This is a genomic window from Paenibacillus sp. LHD-38, assembly GCF_031157315.1.
Taxonomy (GTDB): Bacteria; Bacillota; Bacilli; order Paenibacillales; family Paenibacillaceae; genus Pristimantibacillus.
Genome location: NZ_JAVIFU010000059.1, coordinates 1 through 25,410 on the forward strand (window position 1 = coordinate 1; position 25,410 = coordinate 25,410).

Annotated in this window: 32 protein-coding genes; 5 read left to right on the plus strand and 27 right to left on the minus strand. The window is 38.3% G+C overall.

All coding sequences use genetic code 11. The features are described from left to right. Positions 1–207 precede the first annotated feature (207 nt). The 8 genes from RCO25_RS29965 to RCO25_RS30000 all read right to left on the minus strand — a co-directional run bounded on the left by RCO25_RS29965 (position 208) and on the right by RCO25_RS30000 (position 7,634). Positions 208–447 carry a hypothetical protein gene (locus RCO25_RS29965; RefSeq protein ID WP_308999746.1) on the minus strand — a complete coding sequence of 80 codons (240 nt, stop codon included), beginning with the start codon at positions 445–447 and terminating at the stop codon, positions 208–210. A 141-nt stretch (positions 448–588) separates the two neighbouring features. After that, complete coding sequence (locus RCO25_RS29970) at positions 589–1,119, minus strand: hypothetical protein (protein WP_308999747.1); 531 nt, start codon at positions 1,117–1,119, stop codon at positions 589–591. Positions 1,120–1,288: 169 nt separating this feature from the next. Then, positions 1,289–1,906 carry a hypothetical protein gene (locus tag RCO25_RS29975; RefSeq protein ID WP_308999748.1) on the minus strand — a complete coding sequence of 206 codons (618 nt, stop codon included), beginning with the start codon at positions 1,904–1,906 and terminating at the stop codon, positions 1,289–1,291. 415 nt (positions 1,907–2,321) lie between these two features. Next, positions 2,322–3,344 carry a DUF2332 domain-containing protein gene (locus RCO25_RS29980; protein ID WP_308999749.1) on the minus strand — a complete coding sequence of 341 codons (1,023 nt, stop codon included), beginning with the start codon at positions 3,342–3,344 and terminating at the stop codon, positions 2,322–2,324. Between the two features lie 262 nt (positions 3,345–3,606). Then, the gene (locus RCO25_RS29985) at positions 3,607–3,873 is read right to left on the minus strand and encodes a hypothetical protein (protein WP_308999750.1); all 267 of its coding nucleotides are present in this window, start codon (positions 3,871–3,873) and stop codon (positions 3,607–3,609) included. A 385-nt stretch (positions 3,874–4,258) separates the two neighbouring features. Further along, a complete protein-coding gene (gene ltrA, locus RCO25_RS29990; protein WP_308999751.1) occupies positions 4,259–6,052 on the minus strand; it encodes a group II intron reverse transcriptase/maturase in 1,794 nt (597 codons plus the stop codon). A 754-nt stretch (positions 6,053–6,806) separates the two neighbouring features. Next, the gene (locus RCO25_RS29995) at positions 6,807–7,160 is read right to left on the minus strand and encodes a hypothetical protein (protein ID WP_308999752.1); all 354 of its coding nucleotides are present in this window, start codon (positions 7,158–7,160) and stop codon (positions 6,807–6,809) included. Positions 7,161–7,376: 216 nt separating this feature from the next. After that, a complete protein-coding gene (locus tag RCO25_RS30000; protein WP_308999753.1) occupies positions 7,377–7,634 on the minus strand; it encodes a copper amine oxidase N-terminal domain-containing protein in 258 nt (85 codons plus the stop codon). Between the two features lie 562 nt (positions 7,635–8,196). On the opposite strand from RCO25_RS30000, the gene RCO25_RS30005 reads away from it, so the two are divergent. The 4 genes from RCO25_RS30005 to RCO25_RS30020 all read left to right on the plus strand — a co-directional run bounded on the left by RCO25_RS30005 (position 8,197) and on the right by RCO25_RS30020 (position 9,901). After that, positions 8,197–9,021, plus strand: coding sequence for a hypothetical protein (locus tag RCO25_RS30005; RefSeq protein ID WP_308999754.1), 825 nt, complete (start codon positions 8,197–8,199; stop codon positions 9,019–9,021). Between the two features lie 2 nt (positions 9,022–9,023). Then, positions 9,024–9,257, plus strand: a complete 234-nt coding sequence (locus tag RCO25_RS30010) for a hypothetical protein (RefSeq protein ID WP_308999755.1) — start codon at positions 9,024–9,026, stop codon at positions 9,255–9,257. A 58-nt stretch (positions 9,258–9,315) separates the two neighbouring features. Then, the gene (locus RCO25_RS30015) at positions 9,316–9,582 is read left to right on the plus strand and encodes a hypothetical protein (RefSeq protein ID WP_308999756.1); all 267 of its coding nucleotides are present in this window, start codon (positions 9,316–9,318) and stop codon (positions 9,580–9,582) included. Between the two features lie 73 nt (positions 9,583–9,655). Beyond that, entirely contained in the window at positions 9,656–9,901 is a 246-nt protein-coding gene (locus RCO25_RS30020; RefSeq protein ID WP_308999757.1) for a hypothetical protein, read from the plus strand. Between the two features lie 308 nt (positions 9,902–10,209). Here RCO25_RS30020 and RCO25_RS30025 read toward each other — a convergent pair whose 3' ends face one another. From RCO25_RS30025 to RCO25_RS30100, 16 genes are all read right to left on the minus strand, one after another. Continuing rightward, positions 10,210–10,413, minus strand: a complete 204-nt coding sequence (locus tag RCO25_RS30025; RefSeq protein WP_308999758.1) for a hypothetical protein — start codon at positions 10,411–10,413, stop codon at positions 10,210–10,212. A 329-nt stretch (positions 10,414–10,742) separates the two neighbouring features. After that, positions 10,743–11,246, minus strand: coding sequence for a hypothetical protein (locus RCO25_RS30030; protein ID WP_308999759.1), 504 nt, complete (start codon positions 11,244–11,246; stop codon positions 10,743–10,745). 263 nt (positions 11,247–11,509) lie between these two features. Beyond that, entirely contained in the window at positions 11,510–12,094 is a 585-nt protein-coding gene (gene hisB, locus RCO25_RS30035; protein ID WP_308999785.1) for an imidazoleglycerol-phosphate dehydratase HisB, read from the minus strand. Between the two features lie 284 nt (positions 12,095–12,378). Continuing rightward, the gene (locus RCO25_RS30040) at positions 12,379–13,338 is read right to left on the minus strand and encodes a P1 family peptidase (RefSeq protein WP_308999760.1); all 960 of its coding nucleotides are present in this window, start codon (positions 13,336–13,338) and stop codon (positions 12,379–12,381) included. A 200-nt stretch (positions 13,339–13,538) separates the two neighbouring features. Continuing rightward, entirely contained in the window at positions 13,539–14,315 is a 777-nt protein-coding gene (locus tag RCO25_RS30045; RefSeq protein WP_308999761.1) for a Cof-type HAD-IIB family hydrolase, read from the minus strand. Positions 14,316–14,475: 160 nt separating this feature from the next. Beyond that, positions 14,476–14,811: an HIT domain-containing protein gene (locus tag RCO25_RS30050; RefSeq protein ID WP_308999762.1), complete on the minus strand. Its 336-nt coding sequence runs from the start codon at positions 14,809–14,811 to the stop codon at positions 14,476–14,478. Positions 14,812–14,873: 62 nt separating this feature from the next. Then, positions 14,874–15,362 carry an NUDIX hydrolase gene (locus RCO25_RS30055; protein ID WP_308999763.1) on the minus strand — a complete coding sequence of 163 codons (489 nt, stop codon included), beginning with the start codon at positions 15,360–15,362 and terminating at the stop codon, positions 14,874–14,876. A gap of 221 nt (positions 15,363–15,583) precedes the next feature. After that, positions 15,584–16,081, minus strand: coding sequence for an AAA family ATPase (locus tag RCO25_RS30060; RefSeq protein WP_308999764.1), 498 nt, complete (start codon positions 16,079–16,081; stop codon positions 15,584–15,586). A 183-nt stretch (positions 16,082–16,264) separates the two neighbouring features. Further along, a complete protein-coding gene (locus RCO25_RS30065) occupies positions 16,265–16,828 on the minus strand; it encodes a histidine phosphatase family protein (protein ID WP_308999765.1) in 564 nt (187 codons plus the stop codon). A 145-nt stretch (positions 16,829–16,973) separates the two neighbouring features. After that, positions 16,974–17,492, minus strand: coding sequence for an orotate phosphoribosyltransferase (gene pyrE / locus RCO25_RS30070; protein ID WP_308999766.1), 519 nt, complete (start codon positions 17,490–17,492; stop codon positions 16,974–16,976). Positions 17,493–17,613: 121 nt separating this feature from the next. Continuing rightward, positions 17,614–18,129, minus strand: a complete 516-nt coding sequence (locus tag RCO25_RS30075; protein ID WP_308999767.1) for a GrpB family protein — start codon at positions 18,127–18,129, stop codon at positions 17,614–17,616. Positions 18,130–18,275: 146 nt separating this feature from the next. Next, the gene (locus RCO25_RS30080) at positions 18,276–18,830 is read right to left on the minus strand and encodes a YdcF family protein (protein WP_308999768.1); all 555 of its coding nucleotides are present in this window, start codon (positions 18,828–18,830) and stop codon (positions 18,276–18,278) included. A 226-nt stretch (positions 18,831–19,056) separates the two neighbouring features. Next, positions 19,057–19,566 carry a hypothetical protein gene (locus RCO25_RS30085; protein WP_308999769.1) on the minus strand — a complete coding sequence of 170 codons (510 nt, stop codon included), beginning with the start codon at positions 19,564–19,566 and terminating at the stop codon, positions 19,057–19,059. 208 nt (positions 19,567–19,774) lie between these two features. Continuing rightward, positions 19,775–20,524: a class I SAM-dependent methyltransferase gene (locus RCO25_RS30090; RefSeq protein ID WP_308999770.1), complete on the minus strand. Its 750-nt coding sequence runs from the start codon at positions 20,522–20,524 to the stop codon at positions 19,775–19,777. A 494-nt stretch (positions 20,525–21,018) separates the two neighbouring features. Next, positions 21,019–21,819, minus strand: coding sequence for a P-loop NTPase family protein (locus tag RCO25_RS30095; protein ID WP_308999771.1), 801 nt, complete (start codon positions 21,817–21,819; stop codon positions 21,019–21,021). A gap of 81 nt (positions 21,820–21,900) precedes the next feature. Then, positions 21,901–22,458: a DEAD/DEAH box helicase family protein gene (locus RCO25_RS30100; RefSeq protein WP_308999772.1), complete on the minus strand. Its 558-nt coding sequence runs from the start codon at positions 22,456–22,458 to the stop codon at positions 21,901–21,903. A gap of 220 nt (positions 22,459–22,678) precedes the next feature. Between RCO25_RS30100 and RCO25_RS30105 the strand changes: the two genes are divergently transcribed. Next, entirely contained in the window at positions 22,679–23,446 is a 768-nt protein-coding gene (locus tag RCO25_RS30105) for a hypothetical protein (protein WP_308999773.1), read from the plus strand. A 414-nt stretch (positions 23,447–23,860) separates the two neighbouring features. Here the strand turns inward: RCO25_RS30105 and RCO25_RS30110 are convergent, their stop codons facing one another. From RCO25_RS30110 to RCO25_RS30120, 3 genes are all read right to left on the minus strand, one after another. Beyond that, on the minus strand, positions 23,861–24,346 hold the full coding sequence (locus tag RCO25_RS30110; RefSeq protein ID WP_308999774.1) for an LptM family lipoprotein: 486 nt from the start codon (positions 24,344–24,346) through the stop codon (positions 23,861–23,863). Between the two features lie 40 nt (positions 24,347–24,386). Then, positions 24,387–24,968 carry a hypothetical protein gene (locus RCO25_RS30115; RefSeq protein WP_308999775.1) on the minus strand — a complete coding sequence of 194 codons (582 nt, stop codon included), beginning with the start codon at positions 24,966–24,968 and terminating at the stop codon, positions 24,387–24,389. Between the two features lie 71 nt (positions 24,969–25,039). Beyond that, positions 25,040–25,378, minus strand: a complete 339-nt coding sequence (locus RCO25_RS30120) for a hypothetical protein (RefSeq protein ID WP_308999776.1) — start codon at positions 25,376–25,378, stop codon at positions 25,040–25,042. Positions 25,379–25,410 lie beyond the last annotated feature (32 nt).

A 25,410-nucleotide genomic window follows, 5' to 3' on the forward strand; every position in this document is an offset into this window, starting at 1 on the left:
TGCTATGCGCTTTTTCTTTGCTTTCCCCAAAAAAACAAACGGCACAGGACTTTTCCCATGCCGTTTCGGATTTCATTTTTATTCCTGTTCTTGTCTTTGAGCTAAACTAAATGACATTGGCCATGTGGCAGCCCTTCAGGGATGGAACTATCGTTTCCCGTTAGCGTAGAGAAGTTCTTTGCTGAAGTTCATCATTTGCTAAGCCAGTTAACTTACGAATAGTTTTATCAATGAAGCAATAAAGACTAATAATCCTATAATTAGTCCTCCGTGTCCATAATCACTATCGGTACCTATTCCGAGAAAAAACGCTATCAATGAATCAATCATGGATACAACAATAAGAACAAATGATTCTGTTGTTAAACTAATTACGAACATGTGTATTGCAACAATTCCTAAAAATAATGAAACGATATCTTTTCTACTTGAAACAGATTTGTCCATTATCTCTTCCTCCCAACTTTATATGGTATTCAAGTAATGGCTGCGTTATCCTGCCCGTTAGCTTAATAAAATGAGCAGGCCACCATAGCGCCTGCTCATCATGTGTGTTATTCAACTATCATTATCCGTTAGTTCAATCACCTATTCAATCATCGATTTCGCTAATATTACCATCTGTTTTCTAGACAATCGAAAGCTATCTAACTCAATGTAAGTGCCATCTTGCACCCACCGCAAACATCTTCCTTGAGTTCCATAATCAAACCTCGCTTCAATTCCGTTCAATTTAACAATCTCACCACTCGTATCAAATTTAAAATTCTCTTCTTTAACTTTGGTCGTAATTGTTTTACTACGAACATCGATTGTTGTTTCAGATCGATTAATTTTGTACCCTATCGCTTTATGCTGTTCAATCCCAAACATATACGTGTTACCCGATTTATCGAAGTAATGGAGTCTAACCTTCGTAATTAGTTGGTCAGCATCAAGAGGATAAGGTTCCTTGATTTCAAGCTTCCAACTCGTTAAGGAGTAATGTGGTGTAAACAGCTTAAAATCCGTTGCACTTTTTAGTTGATCCAAGCCAATATGTGCAAAAGCAATTAAAGGATTTAACAACGATATTGTTGTTAAGAACAATATTAGGACCTTTTTTTTCAGAACCACCATTAGCACCCCCGCATGCGTTTATTCGTGTAGGGTTTCCCAAGAATGGTGTCTTTATCGACGGACGGATTTGTTTAGTAATACTGCCCGTTAGCTGAGCGGATTTCCAGCAATGCAAAACAAGCGATGGATCGGCTCCACCGCTGTGCTATCGTTCTCGTTAGCGTAGTCTCTAAAAAACAAATTCTTTCTCGTTGTTTTCCTTATCAAGATATCTAACACTACAGGAATCTTTCCAATTATCCCAATTTGTGATGCTGTCAACTTCCACACGGAATAATTCTTTATATGGTACATTCATCGGATTAGAAAAACCATAAAAAACAAGTTCATAGGGGCATGCCCAATAGCATCCATCAACCACTATTAGTTTTTTTTGTTGGAAAAACATTATTTCTGCCCAGCAAAATCCACGCCCTTCATAAGCCTCTTCGGGAACATAATGTTTGGTTTCTTTATTTGATAAATTAACAATTGAATAACCCTGATAATCGAGCCCACACAACAGATATTCAGTGCCATTTACATCAACCCAACTGAATAGGAAAGGGTCGAAGTTTCTATATATTATGTCGATGTTTTTATGGTCACTATCCGTAACAATCCCTTTTGTGTAATTATATCTGTTAATACCTTCTTCATGATTATAGTGATGGATTTCAAGTTTGAACTTCCCCGACGGTGAATCAATAAATTCAGTCTCCTCGGGGTTGTAAAACTTATCTTGAAAATAGTACATCATCTCAGCTCTTTCACTGAGAAACTGAGAATCCTCAACAATATTTCTCAAAGTCATTCACCTCACATTAGTATTACAAATTGCACCATATTATTGGGCTGGCTATTACGTTAATCTGCCCGTTACTTCAATGAAATAGGAGCAGCTGCCGCGGCGGTCTGCTCCTTGATCAGATTGAACTATCGTACCCGTTAGTTGAATGTTTTCGCCGATTACAAACTTTCTTCATATTTTTTGCTTTAGTAGTTGCTCTAATTGATAACTTGAAATTGGTAATTTATTATTCACTACAAAATCGTGATATTCTTTAAATCCTTTTCGTATAGCTTGCTCAAATTTCTCTTTTTCAATTTGCTTACTTTCTATTATGAAAGGCTCACTATGAATCAATTCATTTCTGTCATTAAACGTAGGCCGCCGTTTCTTATGTTCATTGAGCAATCGTGCCCGTTAGTTGAATCGTGAATCATAACTTCCACTGAAACCACCGACCGTGGCCATCTGTTTCTGCCAGCGTTTCTCTGTGTCCATTTCCGTCTACATAGTAATCGAGATGGAGGTCTAAATCCCACATATTATTATAGAGGTGGAACACGTCCCTTTCTTCACCGAGGTTTTTAATTTGCTCACACAATTTTATCTTAGCCTCGTGAGACATTTGGTTGGCCACATGGGTATGAAAAACACATATTGTTGAATCCTTCGTTATCCTCGATACAATATTCGGAAGTAAAGAAACACCATCTCCCTCAATTAACTCTAAGGGTTGTTTTTCTAAACATAAAGCGGCATTTTCAAAATAGGAAATCCGTTCCTTATGTTCTGGCCAAATCAACGCTTTCAGCCATAGATAATCTTCAGGATCATTTAGGTCATTTATGTGCAAATCAAGACCGATCCTGGATGTTACGGGTGGGCTACGCTCAAGAAGGAATGGAATATTATCGCCTCTAATTTCAGCTGTTATCTCAAGAGGAGATTGTTCATATCCATACTTTTTGTTGGATTTATAAGAGTAGCTGTATTTATCCCAAAGGAGTTGCAATCCCGCACTTGTTCCTATTTCTATGAGAGCTAACGGTTTTTGCGTTATTTTATGAATATAGCAAAAGCTAGGGTACATGTAAGCACAGCGTCTCACTTCGTTCGTTTGTACAAGCTTGCTTTCTAGAATCTGAATAATCTCGTTCTCGTACTGCTTACAAAAATCACTGAAATAATTAATGGAGGACGATGACTCACGTGGTTCATCTACAATGCTGGCGTAATACTCAGCTAATTCGTGTTCTATCCCCCCTAATAGGAGATAGTGAACCGCACCTAGTAAGAGGTTAGGAACAGGCTGTCCTGGTCTCGAATAAGAGGCCAGTTTAAGCAGCTTCGGATCATTAGCAATGTTACCTGCAAGATTTCCATATAGTCTGCTGGAATCCTTACATTCCCTTTCAGCAAAAACCCTAAAACGCTCTGAGAGTACGTTCGTTTCCAAATCGCACACCACCTTTTTCCTAATTAGTGGTATGATAACATGATTCCCCGATAAATAATATTTCATTATTTTTATACAACATATAGATAATATTTATCGAAAACCAATTCCGAAAGTTGGATATTATTGGAACTATCCTGCTAAATAGCTTAACGAGGCTGCCGCGGCGGCCTCATGTTGTTATTTATTGTGCTCTCGTTGCCCGTTAGTTGAACAACTTTACTGCCCCAAAAACCCCAAGAGACCATAATCGAACGGATGCTTAAAATCCATCATCAGGTTGATTATTATTTAGTTCTCGCAACCAAATTTCAATAGTATCTCTAATTTCAAATCGGTCTTTAGACCGCTTTGTTTTTAATTCATTTCCGTACTTATCTACATCTACATGCACAAGTACTAATTTGTACTCCCCATTTAAGCTACTATCTGGGTACCATCCTAAATCAATTATATATGTATTACTTTCTGGAATAACATGTCTTCCATCTACATTTTCGAGTTTGCTTATTTGCATAATATCTTCCATGAAGTAATACCAATTTGCTTAAAAAATCATTTTCTTCGGCGAGAATCGGATCAACATCATGAAATTTATTATAAGAAATCGCATAACCAGCTGGAATTTTTATTCGCATTAAACTCACGATATTATCACTCCTAATTAATTTGTATGAAGTGTTCGCTAAAAGTTTAAGCAATCCTGCCCAATGGCTCAATAAAAACAGGAGCAACAGCCGCGGCGATCTACTCCCTGATAATGACGCTAACGGTTGCAATAGGTAAGCATTTGAAGTGATCTCCAGCTTTTCCCCTGCTCCACACGGAGCGTGCCAGTTTCCCAGCACTCCGCGTTCCCTCTAACTGAATTTACTAGATCATAAGTTCCTCGTTACTCATTGATATGGGATATGTTAAACTGGTTCTAATGCATATTTTTCACGGTATTGGTTGATCTTGTTCATCATCAATTCCGTTAGATCCAGTTTATTCTTGAGTACGTCAATCGTCTCTTTATGAGTATGATGGATAAGTTGTTGGACCTCTTTGTGGAGGATCCGCAAATTATTAAACTTGTCATTTCCACCTAAGCGCAACGGGATATAGTGGTGGCAGTGAACATCGGAAGCGAAGAGATACATGCCTGTAATTTCGCATTTCCCCATCTTCATGCTATACCGACTAATTCGATTATCCATATATTCAACACTTTGATTCGGGATGCTAGATTTCGTTAGTAAGTAAATTTCCTGACGTAAATCTGGTCGAAGTTTTTTGTATATTTGTTCTCTGCCTGTTGTGGTAAAGAGCGAAAGCCCTTGACTGAATCCCATTGTATTCTTTGTTTTCACGTTGGCTAGAGGATATAAATAAACATCTGCTACTTTAAAAGTCCTGTAACCCAGGCTGTAAAACTTACTGTAAGTTGGCGGTGGGTTTGCAGGATGCTCGTATTTCCCGATTTGTTTGAGACGATTGTACATGAAGGCACGCAGATCGTAGGCAAGACGTGAGAACGCAACACTAACATGTGTTGCCCGATTGAAGTAATTGTGAATTCCTAAAACAAAGCTGTTGAACCGTGCAGCGGTTAGAGCCGTTGGCAAAGCTCGCATTCTGAGAATGTGCTTCTTAGCTTCGCTCCTAATTTTCTGCCTTTTGTTGGCTTTAATACCTGTATGTGCTACTCTCTTTTGACCTTTCTTGTTTGCGCGAATTGTAAACCCAAGGAATTCCGACTCTCGTTTTCGCAGATTAATAATTTGCGATTTTTCGGGTGAAACGTCGAGTTTCAGGCGGTCTTTGAGATACAGGACTACCGCATGATACCACCTCTGGGCGGATCTCCAATCGCGACAAATGATTTTGAAGTCATCGGCGTAGCGCACCAAATAGCCTTCTTTCAGACTAGATCGTATTTTCGCAGCCCTTTCGCCAGTTCTTGATTTGAATGGTTGTGTCAGCGGAAAGAACTCCCATTGACCAGACACCCAGTGATCGAGGTCATTCAGTACAATATTCGAAAGCAGTGTTGATAGCAAGCCACCCTGAGGCACGCCTTTTGAAGGTATTCCTTCTCCTTCAATTTCAGCTTTTAGCATTTTAGAGATGCACGCAAGAACCCTTCTGTCCCGAATACCCATATTCCAAAGTTGCTTCACGAGCAACGTATGGTTAACATTGTCGAAAAATCCCAATATGTCGATGTCCACTACAAAATGCATCGACGCCTGATTAATGAGAAATTGAACTCTTGCCATGGCATGATGTGTCGATCGAAGGGGTCTGAAACCGTAGCTATGCTTGTAAAATTGGGCTTCAGCTATGGGCTCAAGGACTTGCTTGAAGCACTGTTGAATGATACGGTCGAGGATGCAAGGGATGCCAAGTGGTCTCCATTTGCCGTTATCTTTTTCGATAAGCTTCCGTCTGACTTTTTTTGGGCGGTAGTTTTCAAGTCTGCTTTGGATTTCACTCACTAATTCATTTTCGGGTCGTTGTTCGATGTCTTTGATGGTTAGCCCATCGGTTCCTGGTGTCTTTGATCCTTTATTGGACTTCATCGTGCGATAAGCCAGCAAAATATTTTCTCTGGATGTGACGATCCCATAGAGGTGTGAAAAGGTTTCTTTGTTTGCCGCTCTTGCGTACAAATCCGTAAAGGATTCCGTCATGCCGTAATACTCCCAATTTCGTAAAGCTTGCACTGTGGCATCCCTCCTAAATGAGTGATGTCCCCACATTCCTACCTGATCGGTGCAATTCGCGTATGGAAAATGATCGTTCTTTTCAATTAGACTTGGGGCTATTCCTCCACTCCTATTACGGGAGCTTCATCAGTCGTGCCCCTACCCTCACAAGGATAAATCCATTTCGGCTAGTGCCTTATTGCAACCGTTTCGGGTAACAGCCCTTCCTGCAACGTCCCTTGTTTTCCAAGTCCCTTACGACCTAGCTATCTGTTCTGAACTTAGGTGCTTCCTCTAAGCCTGTGAGACCCATGCCGCCATGGTTAGGCATAGCGTATTTCATAGGGAAAATTTTCACTTTACGCCGCTCACACCATCGTCTGATGGTACATACGTTTCCGTATGCTCTAACTTTAGACCTGTACATTCGGAAGTTTGTCAGTTCGCTTCTGCGCGAGCATTCTCACCATATCCAGCTTTTCAGCCGCGCGACATATCCGTTGGCATACCTTTTCTATTCGAATGGCTCCAGCCTTCGTTCTGCCGAATCTACCTGTACTTCACACCACATGTTCTGTTAAACATGACGCGCGCAGGAGTATTGGCGGGATGGTTTCGGGATACATGGTTCCGTCATTCCCATCCTCGGTTGTAAAGTTAAGATTACTCCTTGTAATCTTCTACTTTTCACGCTGTCTGACGCTTATAGCAGAACTTGTCGTACTCTCCCGTTAGTTGAATCACTTAGCCTTTATGACACATGCTAGGGATGTCAATTTTTCGGTATTGTTACGTTTCCCTGCCGAATCTCATTCGGCAGCACTAGCGAAATCGTTCCAAAAGAATGCGTCACATCTCCGTTCACGCTTTTGTATCCAGTTTCTGTATACTTTCCATCGACATCGATGCGGCCTGATCGATGGACCGTATTCCCGTAAGGCACATAGTAGTAATAGAGAAAGGGCTTTTTGATTTTTGGTGTCGGTCCTGTGCGGTCCTTTAGCTGATCCGCAAATAACTGTTGAATGGCGTTGCCTTCTATGTCTTGTAAATGAGCCTGCCAAGTAGCGACGAGAAAATCATCCTTATGCTCAAAAAATGTTACGGTCTCATTTCCTTCGATCATGAAAAACCGAAGCGCCTCTCCCTCAGGAAACAGAAAGGCCGTGCTGTGATCGTGATAAGGGTGCAAGGTTTGTAAAGGCGGGTGCTCAAAATTGCGATCTCCGTATGGACCGTTTATGCTTATCGCAATTTGCCTGCTTGTCGACAAGTCACCCGAATAGAGCTTTGCGAAATAATTCTCACTGAGCGGCGACTTGATAGAGACGGTATTGTTTTTCTAGTCCACCTTGTACCCGAGCTGCTGTGAAATGAATCGCAAAGGGACATATACGCGATTATCAATGGTTCTGACCGTAACATCCAATAGGACGTCGAATGTCTCACCAGTGGCACTATTCTCAACCAGTGCGGTCTTTTTCTCAATAGTCAGCGAAGCTCTCTTTGACCACTTGGTTACGATAGCGGTTTTCTGTTGTTGTTTCCACTCGACCGACGCGCCAAGCGATTCTGAGACAGCGCGAAGTGGAACCAGCACCCTGCCTTAGACGATAACGGGCTCGTTGTCGGTTTGCAGCTTTTTATTCTTCACCTCAATGCTGATATTATCGGCCGCAAGAGCCGACGAACTAAAACACATTACGCCAATTACGGCGCATGCGGCGATAAACTTCTTGCCCTAGAAAGGAAGGACAATTCTGCTGAAATCAAACTGTCACACGTTATTGCCGATCAAGATCTGGACATGGAACGTATCATGAAACTCGTAGAGGATAGAGATTTTGAATAATGACCAGTGAAGGAATCGAAATAAAAGCCGACCTATTCCAGATCGGCTTTCGTCTGCATCAAGTTTTGCAAAATAGATGGTCTTTAATTCTCGGTCTGCTCTTTTTTGACAACCAAACATCACCTCGGTAAACCCTATGCGAGACGCAGATCAAATTTCACTTCCATATGCACGAGTATTATTAATTTCATTGACATAAGGTCAGGATGCGATATACTGTTGTCAAAATATTTCGAAAATTCATTACGTAATTTATTTAGACTCTTTACTTCTATGCTATAATGGTGTATATGGAATACCTTAAGATGGAGTGGAATATGACAAAGAAAATCACAAAAAAATCGATAACAAGTCCTATGAAAGTAACGCCTGTCAAAGCAGACAAAGGATAAAGTTACTATTCAGTCATCTGTCAAAGCAACCTCGGATTGATTTGCTCAACGGGTTATTCCATGAAAATTTCACAGTAGATAATTGCGAAATTATACCTGGTAGCACAGAATTTATTGACAGCAACTTAGATAAAAGCGCAGCTGATTATTTAGTACACGTCAAACAAGAAGGCGAGACTAAAAAGTTTCATATTGAATTTCAAACCCAAAATCATTCCACTATGATTATCCTCATGTTTGATTATGGGTTCAAAATGGCGAAAGCTTCTTCGGTTAACACAAGTTCTGAGGGATTAGTATTTGAATTCCCTAGACAGCTCGTGCTTTATCTTGAGAGGGATGATGCCATATTGGAAGAACTCTCTTGTAAGATCATTATACGCGACAATGATCAATCTATTGATTATAAAGTACCCGTTTTAAAATATTGGGAAATCGATCCTGTTTTGTTGCGAGACCAATTATATGCTCTTCTTCCCTTTCAAGTTTTTGGTTCGAGAAAGAAAATTAAGGAAATACTTGACGATAAGGGACTATCGGATGATAAGAAAAAAGAATTGATTTACGAAGAATTGAGTGAAGTGCTCCTTACTGTAAAACGTTGCGGAGAAGAAATGCTTCAAAAGCTTGATGAGAAGAAGATTAGCTTCGACGATATGGACGATATGGACAATATGTCCAAAACCACAATTTGTATGACAATTTCGAATCTTATTATGAAGGATTTAACCAGGAGGTGTTGAAAGTGGTAAAAACATTTATTGATCCAACTATTTTGGAAAAAGGCAGAGCTGAAGGTAAGATTGAAGGCAAAATTGAGACCATTCTAGAAACGCTCGAAGAGAAAGGTTCCGTTCATCAGACTTTGAGAGAAAAAATTCAATCGGTAAACGATTTAGATAAACTGAACCATTGGTCAAGATTCGCTAGGCGTGCTAAGAGCGTCGATGAATTTGAAACATTAATAGATAAAAATTAATTTTCTTTCAAAACGCCTGCAAGGGCGTTTTATTTTTCTTGGTCGGGAGGGTATTGAATTGAAGAAAGTGGTAAAAACATTTATTGATCCAGCATTGATTGAACAAGGGGTAATTAAGGGAAGAATCGAAGGAGAAATCAAAGGCAAAAATGACGGATTAATTGAAGCGATATTGGAAAATCTTTCCGAATTAGGTGTGGTTAGTGAAGAATTATCAGAAACTATACGTTTGGAAAACAATTTTGTTAAGTTGAAAAATTGGTCAAAAATATCAGCACGTTCCAATAGTATTGATGACTTCAAAAGAAAAATCGGAATGAAATAATTCAAGATACGAAGGCACCTTGCGAGGTGTCTTCTATTTATGTAGGAAAATTATTAACCAGGAGGTGTTGAAAGTGATTAAAACATTTATTGATCCAGCTTTGATTGAAAAAGGCAGAATTGAAGGAGAAATCAAAGGCAGAATTGAATTGCTGATTGAAATGATTTTGGAATCACTTGAGGAAAAAGGGAATCTTCAACCAGAATTAGTTGAAAAAATAAGTGCTGAGCGTGAATTTATAAAACTGAAAAATTGGAACAAGTTGGCTAGTCGTATAAAAAGCGTTGATGAATTCGAACGGAGAATAAATCAGAATTAATCACGTTTTGGAGCGCTGATTTTGTGATGGGTTAAACCCTACTTTGCATTTATATAGAGTTGACTCTTATTATTACTGTTCAAAGAGAGTTATTTTTTGCATTAATCATGGTGCTATTTGCAATAATCGTGGAAGCCGACAGTTATCCCCGTGCCTGCTCAACATTGGCTATTACTCAACTATCGTGTCCCGTTAGCTTAACGTCATTCTTAGAGAATTTCTTTAACTGTACATTCGATAAACATGAGTAGCCTTGGATTTTCAAATCACATCAGGAGCCTCATCACGTTCAGGCGGTTCACAAATTTTTAATTTCTATTTTTGAGTGATTCAACTAAATCAATTGCTTCTTTTATATATTCGTAAATTTCTTTTAGTGATTTTGTTCGCTTGGTGAATATTGGATTTGACCAATCTTGACTTTTTACTATTACTAATGTAAATATCCCAGCTTCTAAATTGAATTCTGGTAACCATCCTAAATCCAAAATTAAACCTTTATCATATTTCACCTGAAATATATCGTGTTTAAACGACCAGATTTGTTCTTCAAGAGGAATCGTATCATCAAAATTAAATCATTAAGGATTACTTGACCAGAATTAAAATCAATTTTTTCACATTGGTTACCTCCAATGATTATTTTAGAAGTGTCTTTAATATCTATTTGATTTAACATACTTCCAAGCTATCCTGCCCGTTAGCTTAACAAAGAAAAGGAGCAGCTGCCGCAGCAAACTGCGCATTATTTGTTCAACTATCGTTACCCGCTAGCTTAATCTGCAAAAACCACTTTTTGGTTGATAAGTTAAGTACAATCAAGAAACTCGTCTGCCTAGCTTTATCCTCCGTTATGATTTAGCTGACCAAAGAAGATTTTTTGAGGTAAATCCATATTATTAAGCTTTTGAAAACATTTCGATCGAATTAAATTACTAATCATCTCGACTTCTGCAGAATTATATGTAGCCAGCTCACTCCTTGATATTATTAGTAACTTACCAAAATGTTTCGACAAATCTGAGATAATTTGTTGTTGATCATCATCATTTAGATTTTTATATTGAGCTATGATTAAATCAGGTTCATACCCATTTTCTTGTGTTTCGTCACTATGGGATTCTGAAACATTGCGATTTTGGGATGGAGACTGTATAGCAAAAATTTCTATAATATCAGTAATAGCGACTTTAAAAATGGAGCATTCTTCTGTTTCAACAAATAAATACTTTTCATTCACTTCTCTAGAGATGCCTCGAACAAACTCATCAGCATTTTTAACTCTAATTACAATAGAACGTTGTTCTTTTACTGTCTTTTCAATAAATTGCTGCTTATTCATCATATTATGCAATTTATCACCTTACCTTTTAGGATGTATTCTAGCAACAATATAAAAGCTTTACCATGCAACTTTTTTAGTAAATCAACATCAGTTATTCTACATTGTAATTACAATATCCTGCCCGTTAGCGTAGCGAAGGGCTGCCATGTGGCAGCCCTTCAGGGATGGAACTATCGTTACCCGTTAGCGTAATCGTCAGATGTCCAATGAAACAAATTCCTCCCCCATAATTTTTTACACGTAAGCGTCTATACATATTTTTTTCATAATGATAACGTACCCTTCGTAGACGGAATAACATCGCCTGTTATCCTAATTGCTTTCTTCAAAGCATCGCCGAATGCCACGAAAATTGCCTCATTTATATGGTGTGTATTTCTGCCGTATTCCAAATTGATGTGCATGGTTATCCCGCTATTATGCGCTACAGCGAGAAAAAACTCTTCGGTTAATTCGGTTTCAAACTCGCCTGCTCGTGTTGACGGCATTTCCACGTTTAACACTAAAAAAGAGCGATTAGATATACTCAAATCCACTAATGCTAAGCTCTCATCCATAGGTATACGCGAACTACCATAACGGTTTATGCCTTTTTTATCCCCTATAGCCTTTTTGATTGCTTGCCCCAAGCATATTCCAATGTCCTCAACCGTGTGATGCCCATCTATCTCTAAATCACCTTTGCAATCCACATTTAGTTTTATTCCTGCCCTAAAAGCAAAAAGCGTGAGCATATGGTTAAATAATCCAATTCCCGTGTTGATGTTGCCTTCACTGTATTCATCGAGATTAAGCTCCAGTTTAATTTCTGTTTCTTTTGTTTTTCTGTTAATTAATGCCTCTCGCACCATAACAAACTCCCTTCTTAACTGAGGTATTGCCTTTTGGTATTGCTAGCCGAATGAATTCGATTAAGACCACATCCTTTATTACTTTACTTCTCTAATATATTAACGTAATAAAGTGATAATGTAAAGTTATGTAGGTCGGTCAGCCACGCTAAACTGCCCGTTAGCTTAATAAAATGAGCAGGCCACCGCAGCGCCTGCTCAACAATGTGCGTTATTCAACTATCGTTACCCGTTAGTTGAGTAAACTACCTACGTAGGTAGCTTATCTATGCTGGTTAACATTAATTGTTTATTTCAAAACTGCTTAATACTGCATCCCACGCTAGCTCTGATGCAATTAATCCAATATGACCAGCATTAAGATTTGCGTTATCGACTTCATTGGTTGAAGCCATAAATAAAACGTCACCATCGTCAATTGTGTGAAAAGGATATATTGCTCTTGCCATAGAAGTATGAATTTGCTTGGACAATTGGCGCAAAGAAACAGCAGGCAACTTCTGATTGGTTACAACTACTGTCAATGTGGTATTTCCAAGCTTCTTAACAGAGTCATCCATAAGATGGTTTAGGTTCATATGGCGTGTATTTGTATGGATATCATAATAACCTCTTACAATCGAACCGTCTCTTCCTACGATAGCCCCCATTGAATTGACAACTGTGAACACTACAATTTTAGTCGGACCGATTTGCTGAAAAGCTGCGCCTTGGCCGCCTGTTTCCCAGTGGTTATACCCTTTTCCAACTTTCGCGGAACGTCCTGCACCAGTTGCACCCATCGGAAACTTGTTAACTTGTGCATTTAGAAAAGCAACACTTCCGAGTTGCTTATCTGGGTAGATTGCGTTATCCCTTCCAACGAAGTCATAGATGGTTGCTGCCGCCACTCTAGGCATAGAATTTGTTGAGTAACCGCTCTGGGCTAATAATTCAGAAGTAACTCCAGTTACAGCCTCTAATCCGTGAACGGAACCACCAGTTAAACAAATTGCGTCAAGAATTCGCTCTCCAGCAGAAAAATTGTGATTGTCGGTAGTGAATGTAGATGGGGAGCCTCCTCTTACATCTACTGCTGCTCTCACTGTTTCTGGAAAGTACAAAACGGTACAACCCGTTGGACCTTCTTTGTATTCAGCGACGCCCACCATTATCGCGGAGAAATCATATTCAAGATTAGCTTTGTTAGTTTTTGTATCAGGTTCAAGTGATAGACTGTCATTTGATTTGCCCACATGCATTATTGAATCTCCTCTAATTGTTGTATAATATTTACATTTAAAATAATGAACATATGATTCCATGTCATCCATTCTAACCAGTGTTACCACGCTAATTTGCCTGTTAGCTTATTAAAATGAACAGACCACCGTAGCGCCTGCTCATACATGTGTGTTTTTCAACTAACGTACCCGTTAGCTCAATAATGGAGCCTTCAGTATCAAATAACGCCAAATTTTGTTAAGGCATAGTATATGCCATCTTCACTTGCTTTTTTGGTAACGAAATCTGCCTTTTGTTTAAGACGTTCCTCACCGTTGCCCATGGCAATACCGAGGCCAACGAACTCTAACATATCCAAGTCATTTCCACCATCACCAAAAGCGATAGAATTGCTAACGTCAATGTTGTAATAATCCAGTACTTTTTTGATTGCTTCCGATTTAGAGACCACTTGAGTTTCAAGGATGTTCATTACATAACTATGGAAACGTACAAACTGAAGTTGCGGAAAGTTATCAATAAATTTTCTTGCTTCACTCTCATCAGCGTACAAACACATACAGTAAATCTCTTCTGGGAGTATGTCTAATTTGTTGGGATAATCGCTAAGAGCAAGGGTCTCTTCTAGCGCATTTCTAACACGTTCTTCTTCTACTCCGATACCATTCATTGAAATCGAATCTGTAAAATAAGAAATACTGTGTCCGTTTAACTCGGCAAAACTTGATAGTTCACGAACAGTCTCTGGAGAAAGTACTGACTTATAAATAACATTACTTTGGGTTTTAACAAGTGCTCCATTTGATGATATTAAAGTATCAATGCCTAGTGCAATTAGTTCTTCGCACAAATTATGTGGTCTCCCTGTTGCAACTACGACCTTAATACCTTCTTCATGAAGCCTCTTAATAGCCACTTTTGTACTTTCAGGGATACCTCTATCCACTTCACTGTATAAAGTACCATCAACATCAAAAAACACTATTTCGTACACTGCGCTAGAATCCCCCTATCTTAATTTTACTATACGTTAAGCACCCAAGGAATTCCACGACTAACTAAGCTACTCTGCCCGTTAGCTTAATAAAGAAATGGAGCAGCCGCCGTAGCAAACTGCTCCATGTTTGTTCAACTATCGTTACCCGTTAGCTTAATCAGCTTTTCTTAAGGGGTTGACCGAAAACCACATGAAAATGAAGATGTTTCGAATCTTGATATTCGCCTAAATTTGTTATCACTCTGCAAGCTCCATGTTCAGAAACCACTTGGGAAGCGACCTTCTTCACAGTATCCATAAGCTCGATTAGCAGTGCATTATCCCTCTCTTCTAAAGTAATCAGCGATGAAATATGTCTTTTCGGAATCGTCACGATATGCACTGGATAGAATGGTCGGGTATGATGATAAGCGAGCACAGTATCGGTTTCTACTACTTTTTGTACTGGTGTTCGACCACTTAATACCTCTTCACAATAAAAATCTTTTGACATATGTAATTGCCTTCACCCTTAATGTTTATTTTTTCTCCGATAATTCAGTAACGAGAAACAATTTACTTCGATATACCTGTTTGGTGTTTGATTATAAACTCGGGGTTCGTTACATAATCCATGTAATTAACCGTCCCGTTAAATTCCAAATAAGCCTGATAGCGAGTACGAATAGCTGGATGTGTAATGTAATCAAGAGCTCTATCTTTAGCCACCCAGCGGCTATCGGTTGTTTCTTCAGAAACAGTTAACTCCCCACCAATAGGTTTACATACGAAATCAAAAATAACTTGCGTTGGAACTTCAGTCACGCCATCATACCATTTAAAAATTCCAGTATTCGAATAAACACCAATTAAGTAGCTAACAGTGGTGTCAATTCCGCTTTCCTCTTTAATTTCACGAACCAAAGCATCCATCAGATTTTCTCCAACTTCCACTTGTCCACCAGGGTAAACCCAGCCACCGTCACGAGTTTTTACTAAAAGGATATTTCCTTGCCCATCTTCCACAAATCCACCTGCGGATACGATATGCGTTGGAAATGGCATATTTCGACCTCCTATTGCGATAACTTTGCGATAACGTTTGTATATTTATTCCACAGACATATTGCACTATCCTGCCCGTTAGCTTAATAAAATGAGCAGGCCACCGCAGCGCCTGCTCATCCATGTATGTTATTCAACGATTGTTCCCCGTTAACTCAATAATTCACGCTTAATTAGATTGTCAGACTCTTCAACTTATTAAGCAATCGTTCCCCGTTAGTTCAAACATATCGCCGAACCCACTCTTTTATATGTGATGCAACAATACTTACATCCGTTTCCGTTGTATCAATAGTAGGCATTGGTGGATTATACTCTTTATCTGCAATTTCAAGCAGTTTCTCTGCAAAGTCTTTGTGGTCTTGAATCATTTCATCTGACCAATTTCTTTCACGTAAACGTTTCTCACGAGTTTCTTCATTACAGTGTAGGTTCAGGTAATAAACATGTTTAAAATAAGGATAGTCTACACATTTTTCAATATCCCAAGGCATCATAGTGCCGCATATGATAGTCATGCGTCCACTTTGAGCGACATTTCGTGCAACACGAAGCCAAATATTTCGATTTTTATCCCAATCATTTCCAATAAATTCAACAAGGTTATCAGGGTCGAAAACATCAAAATCTGGCATTATTCCTCGTAGTTCTTTAATGACATATGTTTTCCCTGACCCGCTTGCACCTGTTACAATAAACAATGGCAACCTATTCCCCATATTTTTGAGCCCCCAAATCTACTTATATTTTACAATCATATCATTTCTCGAACGATATAGAAGGTAGTAAACAATTATAACTAGCCTGCCCGTTAGCTTAATAAGTTGAGCAGGCCACCGTAGCGCCTGCTCATCATGTGAGTTATTCAACTATCGTTCCCCGTTAGCTTAGCGACCAACAGACTACAAAGTCATTCGGTATACCCCAGCCTCACCGAGAAAATCCTTTCTGGTCAATCCTTTTTCTCCAAGCAATATCCGATAATTCGTTATCGTACCATCATGTGAAATAATAAATATTTTTTGATAGTTTTCCCCGATCCAATCTAATAACTGCTTAGCATATCCTTCAAAAACATCTTGTTCGATCCTGTTAATTCCTTCTTTCCAGCAATCAAAATTAAAATCAAGAATATCAGTATGTCCATAAAGATTTGTGATTTCAGCTATAGAAAGGATATGATCACAAGCTAAAAAAGGGAGTTCGGGGTTTTGAGGAAACATTCTCGGACCAACAAATGGAGAAATAATGAAGTCCATACCGTTTTTCATAATAGTTGCCGTCTCAATTGTACGTTTAGTTGGACTTACAAGAACTAAATAATCAGGATTAATCTTAATTTCATCTCGTAGTTGCATTACTTGAAATTTGCCGTACTCTGTAAGACTAGGATGCAGAGTGTTCAACCGATTTGGATAATCATTGAGATGTTCTCCATGACCGTGCCGAATAAAGATGAATTCCATTTCCCGCCACCTGACATTAAATTCCATATTGGGTATTCAATGATATTGAACAATCCTGCCCGTTAGCGTAACGAAGGGCTACCACGCGGTAGCCATTTCAGTGTTCAACTATCGTTCCTACGTTAGTATAAAAAGCTATTGATACTCACTCAATAAGTTCTTCCATCTTAAACAAAGAAAGAAACGTTAAGCCTGAGTTTTCAAGATTATCTCTTCCTTGCTTTTCACGTTCAATTACACATAAAACATTTTTAACATTAGCACCAAAATTACTCAAATCTTTTGCACTCAACAATATTTGTCCGCCCGTGGTGACGACATCCTCAATAATACAAACATTTTTGCCCTTTATCTCAATACCTTCAGCCAATTTACATGTACCGTATTCTTTTGCCTTTTTTCTAACAAATGTAACTGGTATCCCAGTCTTTAGTGATAATGCTGTTGCAATAGGAATGCCGCCCATTTCGAGCCCCGCCAATATTTCAGTACCAGTTGGAATTAATTTTGATAAATGTTCAGCGACCTCGTTTAACAACTTTGGATAAGATTCAAACAAATATTTGTCAAAGTAATCATTAGATACTTTTCCTGACCTTAATTTAAAAGTTCCTGTTAAATGTGCCGTCTTATAAATTTCATTTGCTAATGTGGCTCTATCCATATTGCACCCACCTCAAATTTTACTTTATTTTACCATACTAACTTATTGAATATAACTACCCGTTTTGGGGAGCAAAAGGCCACCACGCGGTAGCCCTCATCGTATTGAACTATAGTGCCCGTTATTTTAACCCTAAATTTTCCATAATCGAGTTTATAAAATCTGTTTTGGCATGGGAATACGTAACTTTGTCAGTTTGGTGTACTTTGGAGAGCCTCTCTTTTAGAGTTTGATATTCATCCAATGCCTCATCGTTTCTCAATAAATAATCCCTAAAGGCAAGTTGTTTTTTCAAATATAAACTACCTGTTTGGAACATGTGTATCTGATGAGTTCTCGGCTCCCCTTTGCTAAAGTAATGCCTATCAGGCAGTATATCTGTTCCTCTATATTCATAACCAAGCGTTTCTAAGCCCTGTATGCAATTTTTACCGAGTTGGAAATCCGTCAACTCAATTGCGATATCAATTATTGGCTTAGCCGATAAGTTTTTTACCGCTGTACTACCGACATGGTGAACTGCGAGGATAAGCTCACCGAGATCCGATTTTATTTTTCTACTCTCTTTTGTAAATTCTTTTTCCCATTCGTTCGTCCAAGGAATAAGATAAACTTCCCCTTTAGGTAGACCAAGCATCGCTACACCCCCTAGAACTTTATATCTCCAAATTATAACAGTTTCTTTGAAACTATACTGCCCGTTAGCGTAATAAAGCAGCCGATCATTGTGGTCGGCTGCTTCCGTGTTTTCATTGAACTAACGTTACCCGTTAGTTTAACGAGCTATTTAACCCAATTCGGTATATGGTGTCTGAAATATTTACTTATTTTTTCAAGTTCACTCATCACGTAACCTATTTTTTTCTCGTCTAAATACCAGTTATCCTTTGAGGTTCCCGTTTTATCAATAACCGAACTTACATAAAAAGTTGTTTCTCTTGGAAAGTCAATTTGATATGTTAAAAGCGCTCTTCGCGCGTGATAGTTTTTACAAACTAAAATGGCCTTTTGAGGGATTACCCCATGCTGACGTAATACTTCCAATGAAAAACGCGAATTTTCAAAAGTATTTGTTGCTTTATTTTCTTTTAATATTGCTTGTTGAGGAACACCTAAAGATAATCCTACATCTCGCAAAAAATCCCATTCAGTTTTTTCTACATGTGAGGTAGCTCCACCAGAGGGCAAAATAAACTGAGCAATTCCCTGATGGTATAACATTGCCGCTCTTTCCATCAGTTGTGGGTGACTTCCTCCTGGAATTAATATAACATCTGCTGGTCCAAGTAACGTTTCAAAAAACATAAAATCACTAATACAATCAAATGGATAAGACAATTTAACACCTCCTGGCTATCCCAGTTTTCGTTAGCTCAACAATACCGTTATTTCATTTTAATAGTACCACATATTGGAACTATTCTGCCCGTTAGCTTAACAAAGAAAAGGAGCAGCTGCCGCAGCAAACTGCGCATTATTTGTTCAACTATCGTTACCCGCTAGCTTAATCTGTAAAAACCACTTTTTGGTTGATAAGTTAAGTACAATCAAGAAACTCGTCTGCCTAGCTTAATCCTCCGTTATGATTTAGCTGACCAAAGATGATTTTTTGAGGTAAATCCATATTATTAAGCTTTTGAAAACATTTCGATCGAATTAAATTACTAATCATCTCGACTTCTGCAGAATTATATGTAACCAGCTCACTCCTTGATATTATTAGTAACTTACCAAAATGTTTCGACAAATTTGAGATAATTTGTTGTTGATCATCATCATTTAGATTTTTATTTTGAGCTATGATTAAATCAGGTTCATACCCATTTTCTTGTGTTTCGTCACTATGGGATTCTGAAACATTGCGATTTTGGGATGGAGACTGTATAGCAAAAATTTCTATAATATCAGTAATAGCGACTTTAAAAATGGAGCATTCTTCTGTTTCAACAAATAAATACTTTTCATTCACTTCTCTAGAGATGCTTCGAACAAACTCATCAGCATTTTTAACTCTAATTACAATAGAACGTTGTTCTTTTACTGTCTTTTCAATAAATTGCTGCTTATTCATCATATTATGCAATTTATCACCTTACCTTTTAGGATGTATTCTAGCAACAATATAAAAGCTTTACCATGCAACTTTTTTGTAAATCAACATCAGTTATTCTACATTGTAATTACACTATCCTGCCCGTTAGCGTAATGAAGCAGCCGATCATTGTGGTCGGCTGCTTCCATGTTTTTATTGAACAAATGTGTCCCGTTAGCTAAACTACCTATTATTTCCTTGCCACTATCATGAAGCGTTCCGTATTGGTCTTGATTCCCTTTTCTGTTTGATTTAATTCAATAAACTTTTGAAGTATTTCGAAATCATGATCAGTTTGCCCGAAGTTAGGAATAACAGGGGTGTATTTCAAAAAGAAGACCAAATCCTCATAAGTTTGGAAATACTGCGTTGCATCATATTCAAAAGACTGAATATCGGTAAAACCAGCTTCAGCTAGCTCCGTAAGGTATTTATCTTTTAAGATCCCTTTATCAGTTTCAAAACCCTGTCCTCTTCCGAAAGCTTTTTTAATGTTTAATTTATCATTTTCACTTACCTGTTGAGTTAAGAATATACCATCATTCGCTAACACTTTTGAAACTTCATTTGCATAAAACTCACTGTGCCGACAGGACACCACATTAAAAAAGAACTCAGGAAATGTAATATTTTCAGCTTCCATTTGTAAGAATCGAATATTTGTTTTGTTTGATATTTTAAAGTTTTCAGTAGCGGACTCTATCATTCCTTCTGAATGATCAATGCCAACAAGAAGTAATGCAGCATCGGCAATAGATATTAAAGCTTCCCCACCGCCCGTACCTATATCAAGCAATAAATCGGACTTATTGCATCTTTTAGTAACTTCAAAAAGAAAATTCCATTGTTCTCCTTCAGAAGTAGTTCTTAATTTACTAAAGTCCCAACCGTTTAATTTTCCAACCTTGTTGTAAAAATCCCTGTACTCAGACCTGTTCATATTATGTCCTCCACCTTTAAAATGAGATAATAAAAAGCCAAGGGGGTATGGGCTATCCATGAATAGGAACAAATGAAAAATAATCATCTGTTCCGTTATCCAGGCTACCCTTGTGTCCTTGGCTTTATATTTTGGATATCAGCCCGACACCATTCAAAGTTCTGGTTTCATGTTACCAATAGGGCAGAAAATCCCCTTGGCAGCTGGTACGCGTTTTCTCCAGCCCGAAAACTAATTACTTTGAACGATACGGAATGACATCCATTTCACCTCGTTAAGATAGATATCATAATTTTAAATGTTATGCACCTGACATTCAAGCTTTTACTTATTATTACTTCCATTTAGCTTAACAAAGAAAGCGAGCAGCTACCGCATCAAACTGCTCCTTGTGTGTTCAACTATCGTTTCCCGTTAGCTTTATAAAAAGAAGACGACTACTTAATCAAGTAGTCGCTCCAATAATCATGACAGACCAAAATGTACCGCACACTTTATCCGATTTTTCGACCTATGGCCTCCACCATATTACTAAAGACCTCTTCCCAGTCAAGGTTTACATTTTCAATTGTATAAGTTAGAAATGGCAGCTTATCAAGCAGTCTCAATTCGATCCGCTTACGGTTTTCCATTAACCTAATATTTTGTTCCGTCGCGAAGTGGGGTCTTGAACGGATGGAAGAAATCCAAACCTGCTGGTCCCGCACACTCGGCTGAGTTAAATAAATCACCACGGGCTGCAAAGCAGCAATCTGATCGGCAATTCCCTGAATATGCTCCTCGATATGGTGATCAATAGCTTGATAATGACCTAACAAATCATGAATCTGATGCTGAAAAAAAACTGCTTCGAGCACATATACCTCATCTGAATTGCTGGCAAGCTCAGCGAAACGTGCCCAATGCCGCTGAATCGAATATGTAAACTCTGACAGCGCGGCTACGGGCGAATCCGTCCAGCATAACTCACGGGACTTCAGCTCTAAATAGAGCGCATCCAACTCGTTGAATTCCTTGACTTCACGATAAGGAATCAGATAATTGATACCATTTTTTATGGCCCATGAACGGATTTCATTAGCGGTGTCTGGATACCGCATCAGAAGTTCCTTATATTCCTCTTCGCTGAAGAAAGCGTGCCAATTCAAACTCGTAGGATGTCCTTTTGCACCCTCGTCATAGAAACGAGAGGAAATGCCTTGCTGTACCAGGTAGCAATGCAATCGTTCTGCTAACGTCGATTTGCCCGTGCCGCACAACCCTTCAACCAAAATCAATTTGCTATTCTTTCGCATGCAATTTGCTCCCAATTCTTATTTACATCTGTAACTTCACTATAGTTACCCGTTAGCGTAATCGTCAATCCGAGTTACCCATCATAATCTAAACTTTTCTTTAATGCTATTAGCAACTTCCACTGGAGTCAGATTTGTATTATTAATTTTTATATAATTCTTTCTTGTGATTTCCCCTTCATATGAATTTAACCTATGGTTTTCTGTTGCAATTCTCATTCTGTGTTCGGATTGTTCGACATTCCTTTTAGAAGGCTTATGTTCTAGTCTATGGGGGGTTTTATTACGTTCAATTCTTTCATCAAAATCAGCCTCAAGTTCTACAAGATAAACTTCTCCGCCATTTCCTTCAAAAATTTCGCAAACATTTTCCACGTAATCCCAGTCCTTTTCCGAATCAAACGCCCATACATAAGTGAATATCAATCCATTCAAATCACTCTTCGAGACTGCTTCAAATATCTTTTGACGGAATTGATTTGATAATTCCCACATTTCAGGACTAAATCCTAAAAACGGACAAAGTAATTCAATTGTCATGTGATTATGAAAAAGCTTCAATTCCGTTATTTCTTCTAACACATGTCCAACGGTCATTTTTCCAACTGCCTGTGGTCCGAATATTATTATCAACTTCATAAGCTTCACTCCCGAAATCACAGTCTAAACATTATTTTCCTATTCATATTAATACTATCTCTCATTCAGTTATCCTGCCCGTTAGCTTAATAAAATGAGCAGGCCACCGCAGCGCTTGCTTATCAATGTGTTTTGTTCAACTATTGTTTCCCGTTTGTTCAAGGGAATTTCTTACATAAAATTGTTTGTGAAGTAACAACATAACCATGAGGTGTTGAAAATGTCAAAAGTAAGTAATGTTTATATGATAACCATATCCATATTATTGACTTTCTCCGTGTTCTTCTCAAGTTCTTATGCACAAGGATTGCCGAAATCCCATGCTAATGACTCCGAAGAGGTAAATAAACGGGTTGAAGAGCTAGAAAAACGTTTGAAACAACTTGAGCCAACTGAACCGACTTCGATTACTAATTCACAAGAGGAAGTAGAAGCCGAAAAATACTACCCTTCCGACACCATTCCTATTCCTGAGATAATGGATAAGGGAACAAAAATTCGCTTCAAAGTTATTAAGAATGACCCTAACTATAAAAGACCCGTTTATGAAGAACATTGGCATAGCACTTATTGGGGAGGTAGATGGAGTTATGTTCCTATGCGAATACATTACGCGCTCCATCGGCTATTTACCACTTATGACATTGGAATATCAGGCGAGTTAAATTTCAAAAAGAACGTTGGCATTGATTTCCCTATGTTTCAAAATAAAACTGATCTTGATTTGTATATCGTTGTTTTTCAGATGACTGTCACTGATATATATACAAAAGGAAACCAAGTAATTGTCGTAGGCACTCCCGAACGAAATGGAGTTCAAGTCTTGACCATTAAAACAGGTGATTTATATCCTTCGGATTTAAAGAAATTGTTGCTTATTCAATTAGCAACTCCCCTTGGTTACGAACTTGATTACTCACTCATTGTCTACGAACCATCAGATTTTTGGTTAAAACGAATACAGCAAGCAAAAGAACGAAAACGATAATGGCGCTTGATTAGCGCCCTTTTTCATGACTTTATTTGTTAGTTAAAAAATAGCCCTGCATTTATTTACTTAATGAATGTCTGATAATTTCATCTACCACAGCTTGTGGGGTGTACGATAGCATGATATATCCTTTTGTTTTTACAGTTACCTAATCGCCATTATTTACTGCAACCAATTATCAATCCACAGACAGTAATTATTAATACTAAAAAGGCTAACGTTCTTTGCATTCTCGGTCGCCCCCACCCCTTGTATATATACAACTCCCGCACCCTGATAACATTCAACAGAGTGCATATAATAAACGAGTCCTACTCATTTACTTTGAAATCAATTTGAGTCTTTATATTAAAATCTTCTTTATCATTAGTGTCTTCATTGGATGATTGAACATAAAAATCAACATAACCATCAACAACATAATAACCAGCAGGAAACCCATTCTCCCAAAAACTTTTTATAAAATCGGCATATTCTTTTTTTGTCTTGTTCGTCGTATCCACCGCTTTTCTTATACTCTTCCCGAAGAGGTTCACCTCTTTTGAGAGTTGTGCTTAATAACGGTTCGTTCATGCTATAAGAAATATCATAATCCCTTGTTTTCTCCACGATCGGAAAATAGAAGGGAGACGCAGCATGATAAATCGTGACCGTTTCTTTATCGCCTATATATTCTAATTCAGCATAAAGCTTCACTGAATCACCCTTTTGATACTCTTCATTCTCGGTGACTAGTCTGTATACAAAATCGCCTTCAGTTATCTCCGCTCGTGGTTTGTTTAAAACATCATAATCTGCCGAGTTAGAGCTGATATTGTCAGCATTACCTTGTGATCCACAACCTGCCAATAAAAATGTTATCACTATAAGACTTAGTAATAATTTGAATCCCCTCATAAAAACACCTCTCAATATAAGATGTATGAAACCTTTAGAATTATCGGCGGCGCCTTCTAAAGGATATAACCAGCAACACAAAAAATGCGAGAAAAACGACAATCACTATACCGATTTTAACGAATCGGTTATTTGTTTCTTCTTTAAAGTTAGATATTTCGGATGGAGTCTTTGATGGTTCATATCCTGCTCCCAATGCTTTTAATTCTTCTTGCGCAGATGCAAGCGTCTTTGTTCCTCCACAAAGACCAGTTTCAAGTCGATCTGGATCACCGTAAGCAAAAACAATATATTCTTCATTCACTTCGAATCCCTCATATCCACAACTTGCCGAACTCAATGCCGTGTAAACAGTCGTTTGAGAACCTAATTCACCTTTCCATACCGTTTTCACTTCCATTTGGGCTTTAACAGGATCTGCGGAAGACCAAATCTTTCCTTTAGAAGATTTTGTCAAAGTCAAAACTTTTCCCGTAAATATTGCGGTTTTTCGATTCAGCTGATCCTCTACGCTTGGAGGCTCCGCACAAGAGCATGCTTGGACAGTTAATGGATTGACCACGAACCACATACTGAACATTATCAAAAAACTCAATAAGACCATTGTTGTGCTTTTCCGCATTTTCATCACCTCATCGATTGGTGGTCGTTCCCAACTAATTTTATAACACTTCCGTTTATGCTACTTATATTTTATTCCGTTAGAGACCGCAGCTCCTCGACAACCATATCCACTCGCTCATCTTTAAAGGATTCATCTGCCACATAAAAAATTAATACATTCGCTATTTGGTATATGGTGTATGGACTCAAATCCGCTGCTGCTGTCTTTTTCTCGAAATCCTTTATACCCTTTCTAACCTCTTCGCTGGAGGTGTAGACATAAATGCTGATTTTTTGATTTTCATCAATTACAAAACGCCTTGGTGTGACATCATTATATGCTCTTGAAAATACGCTTTCTGGATGCAAGCCTGGTTCTTCTAACATCGAAACCCCATGATTTTCAAATAAATCTTTAATTTGTGCCAACGTAACTTTTTCTCTTTGTTCATACCCCCCGC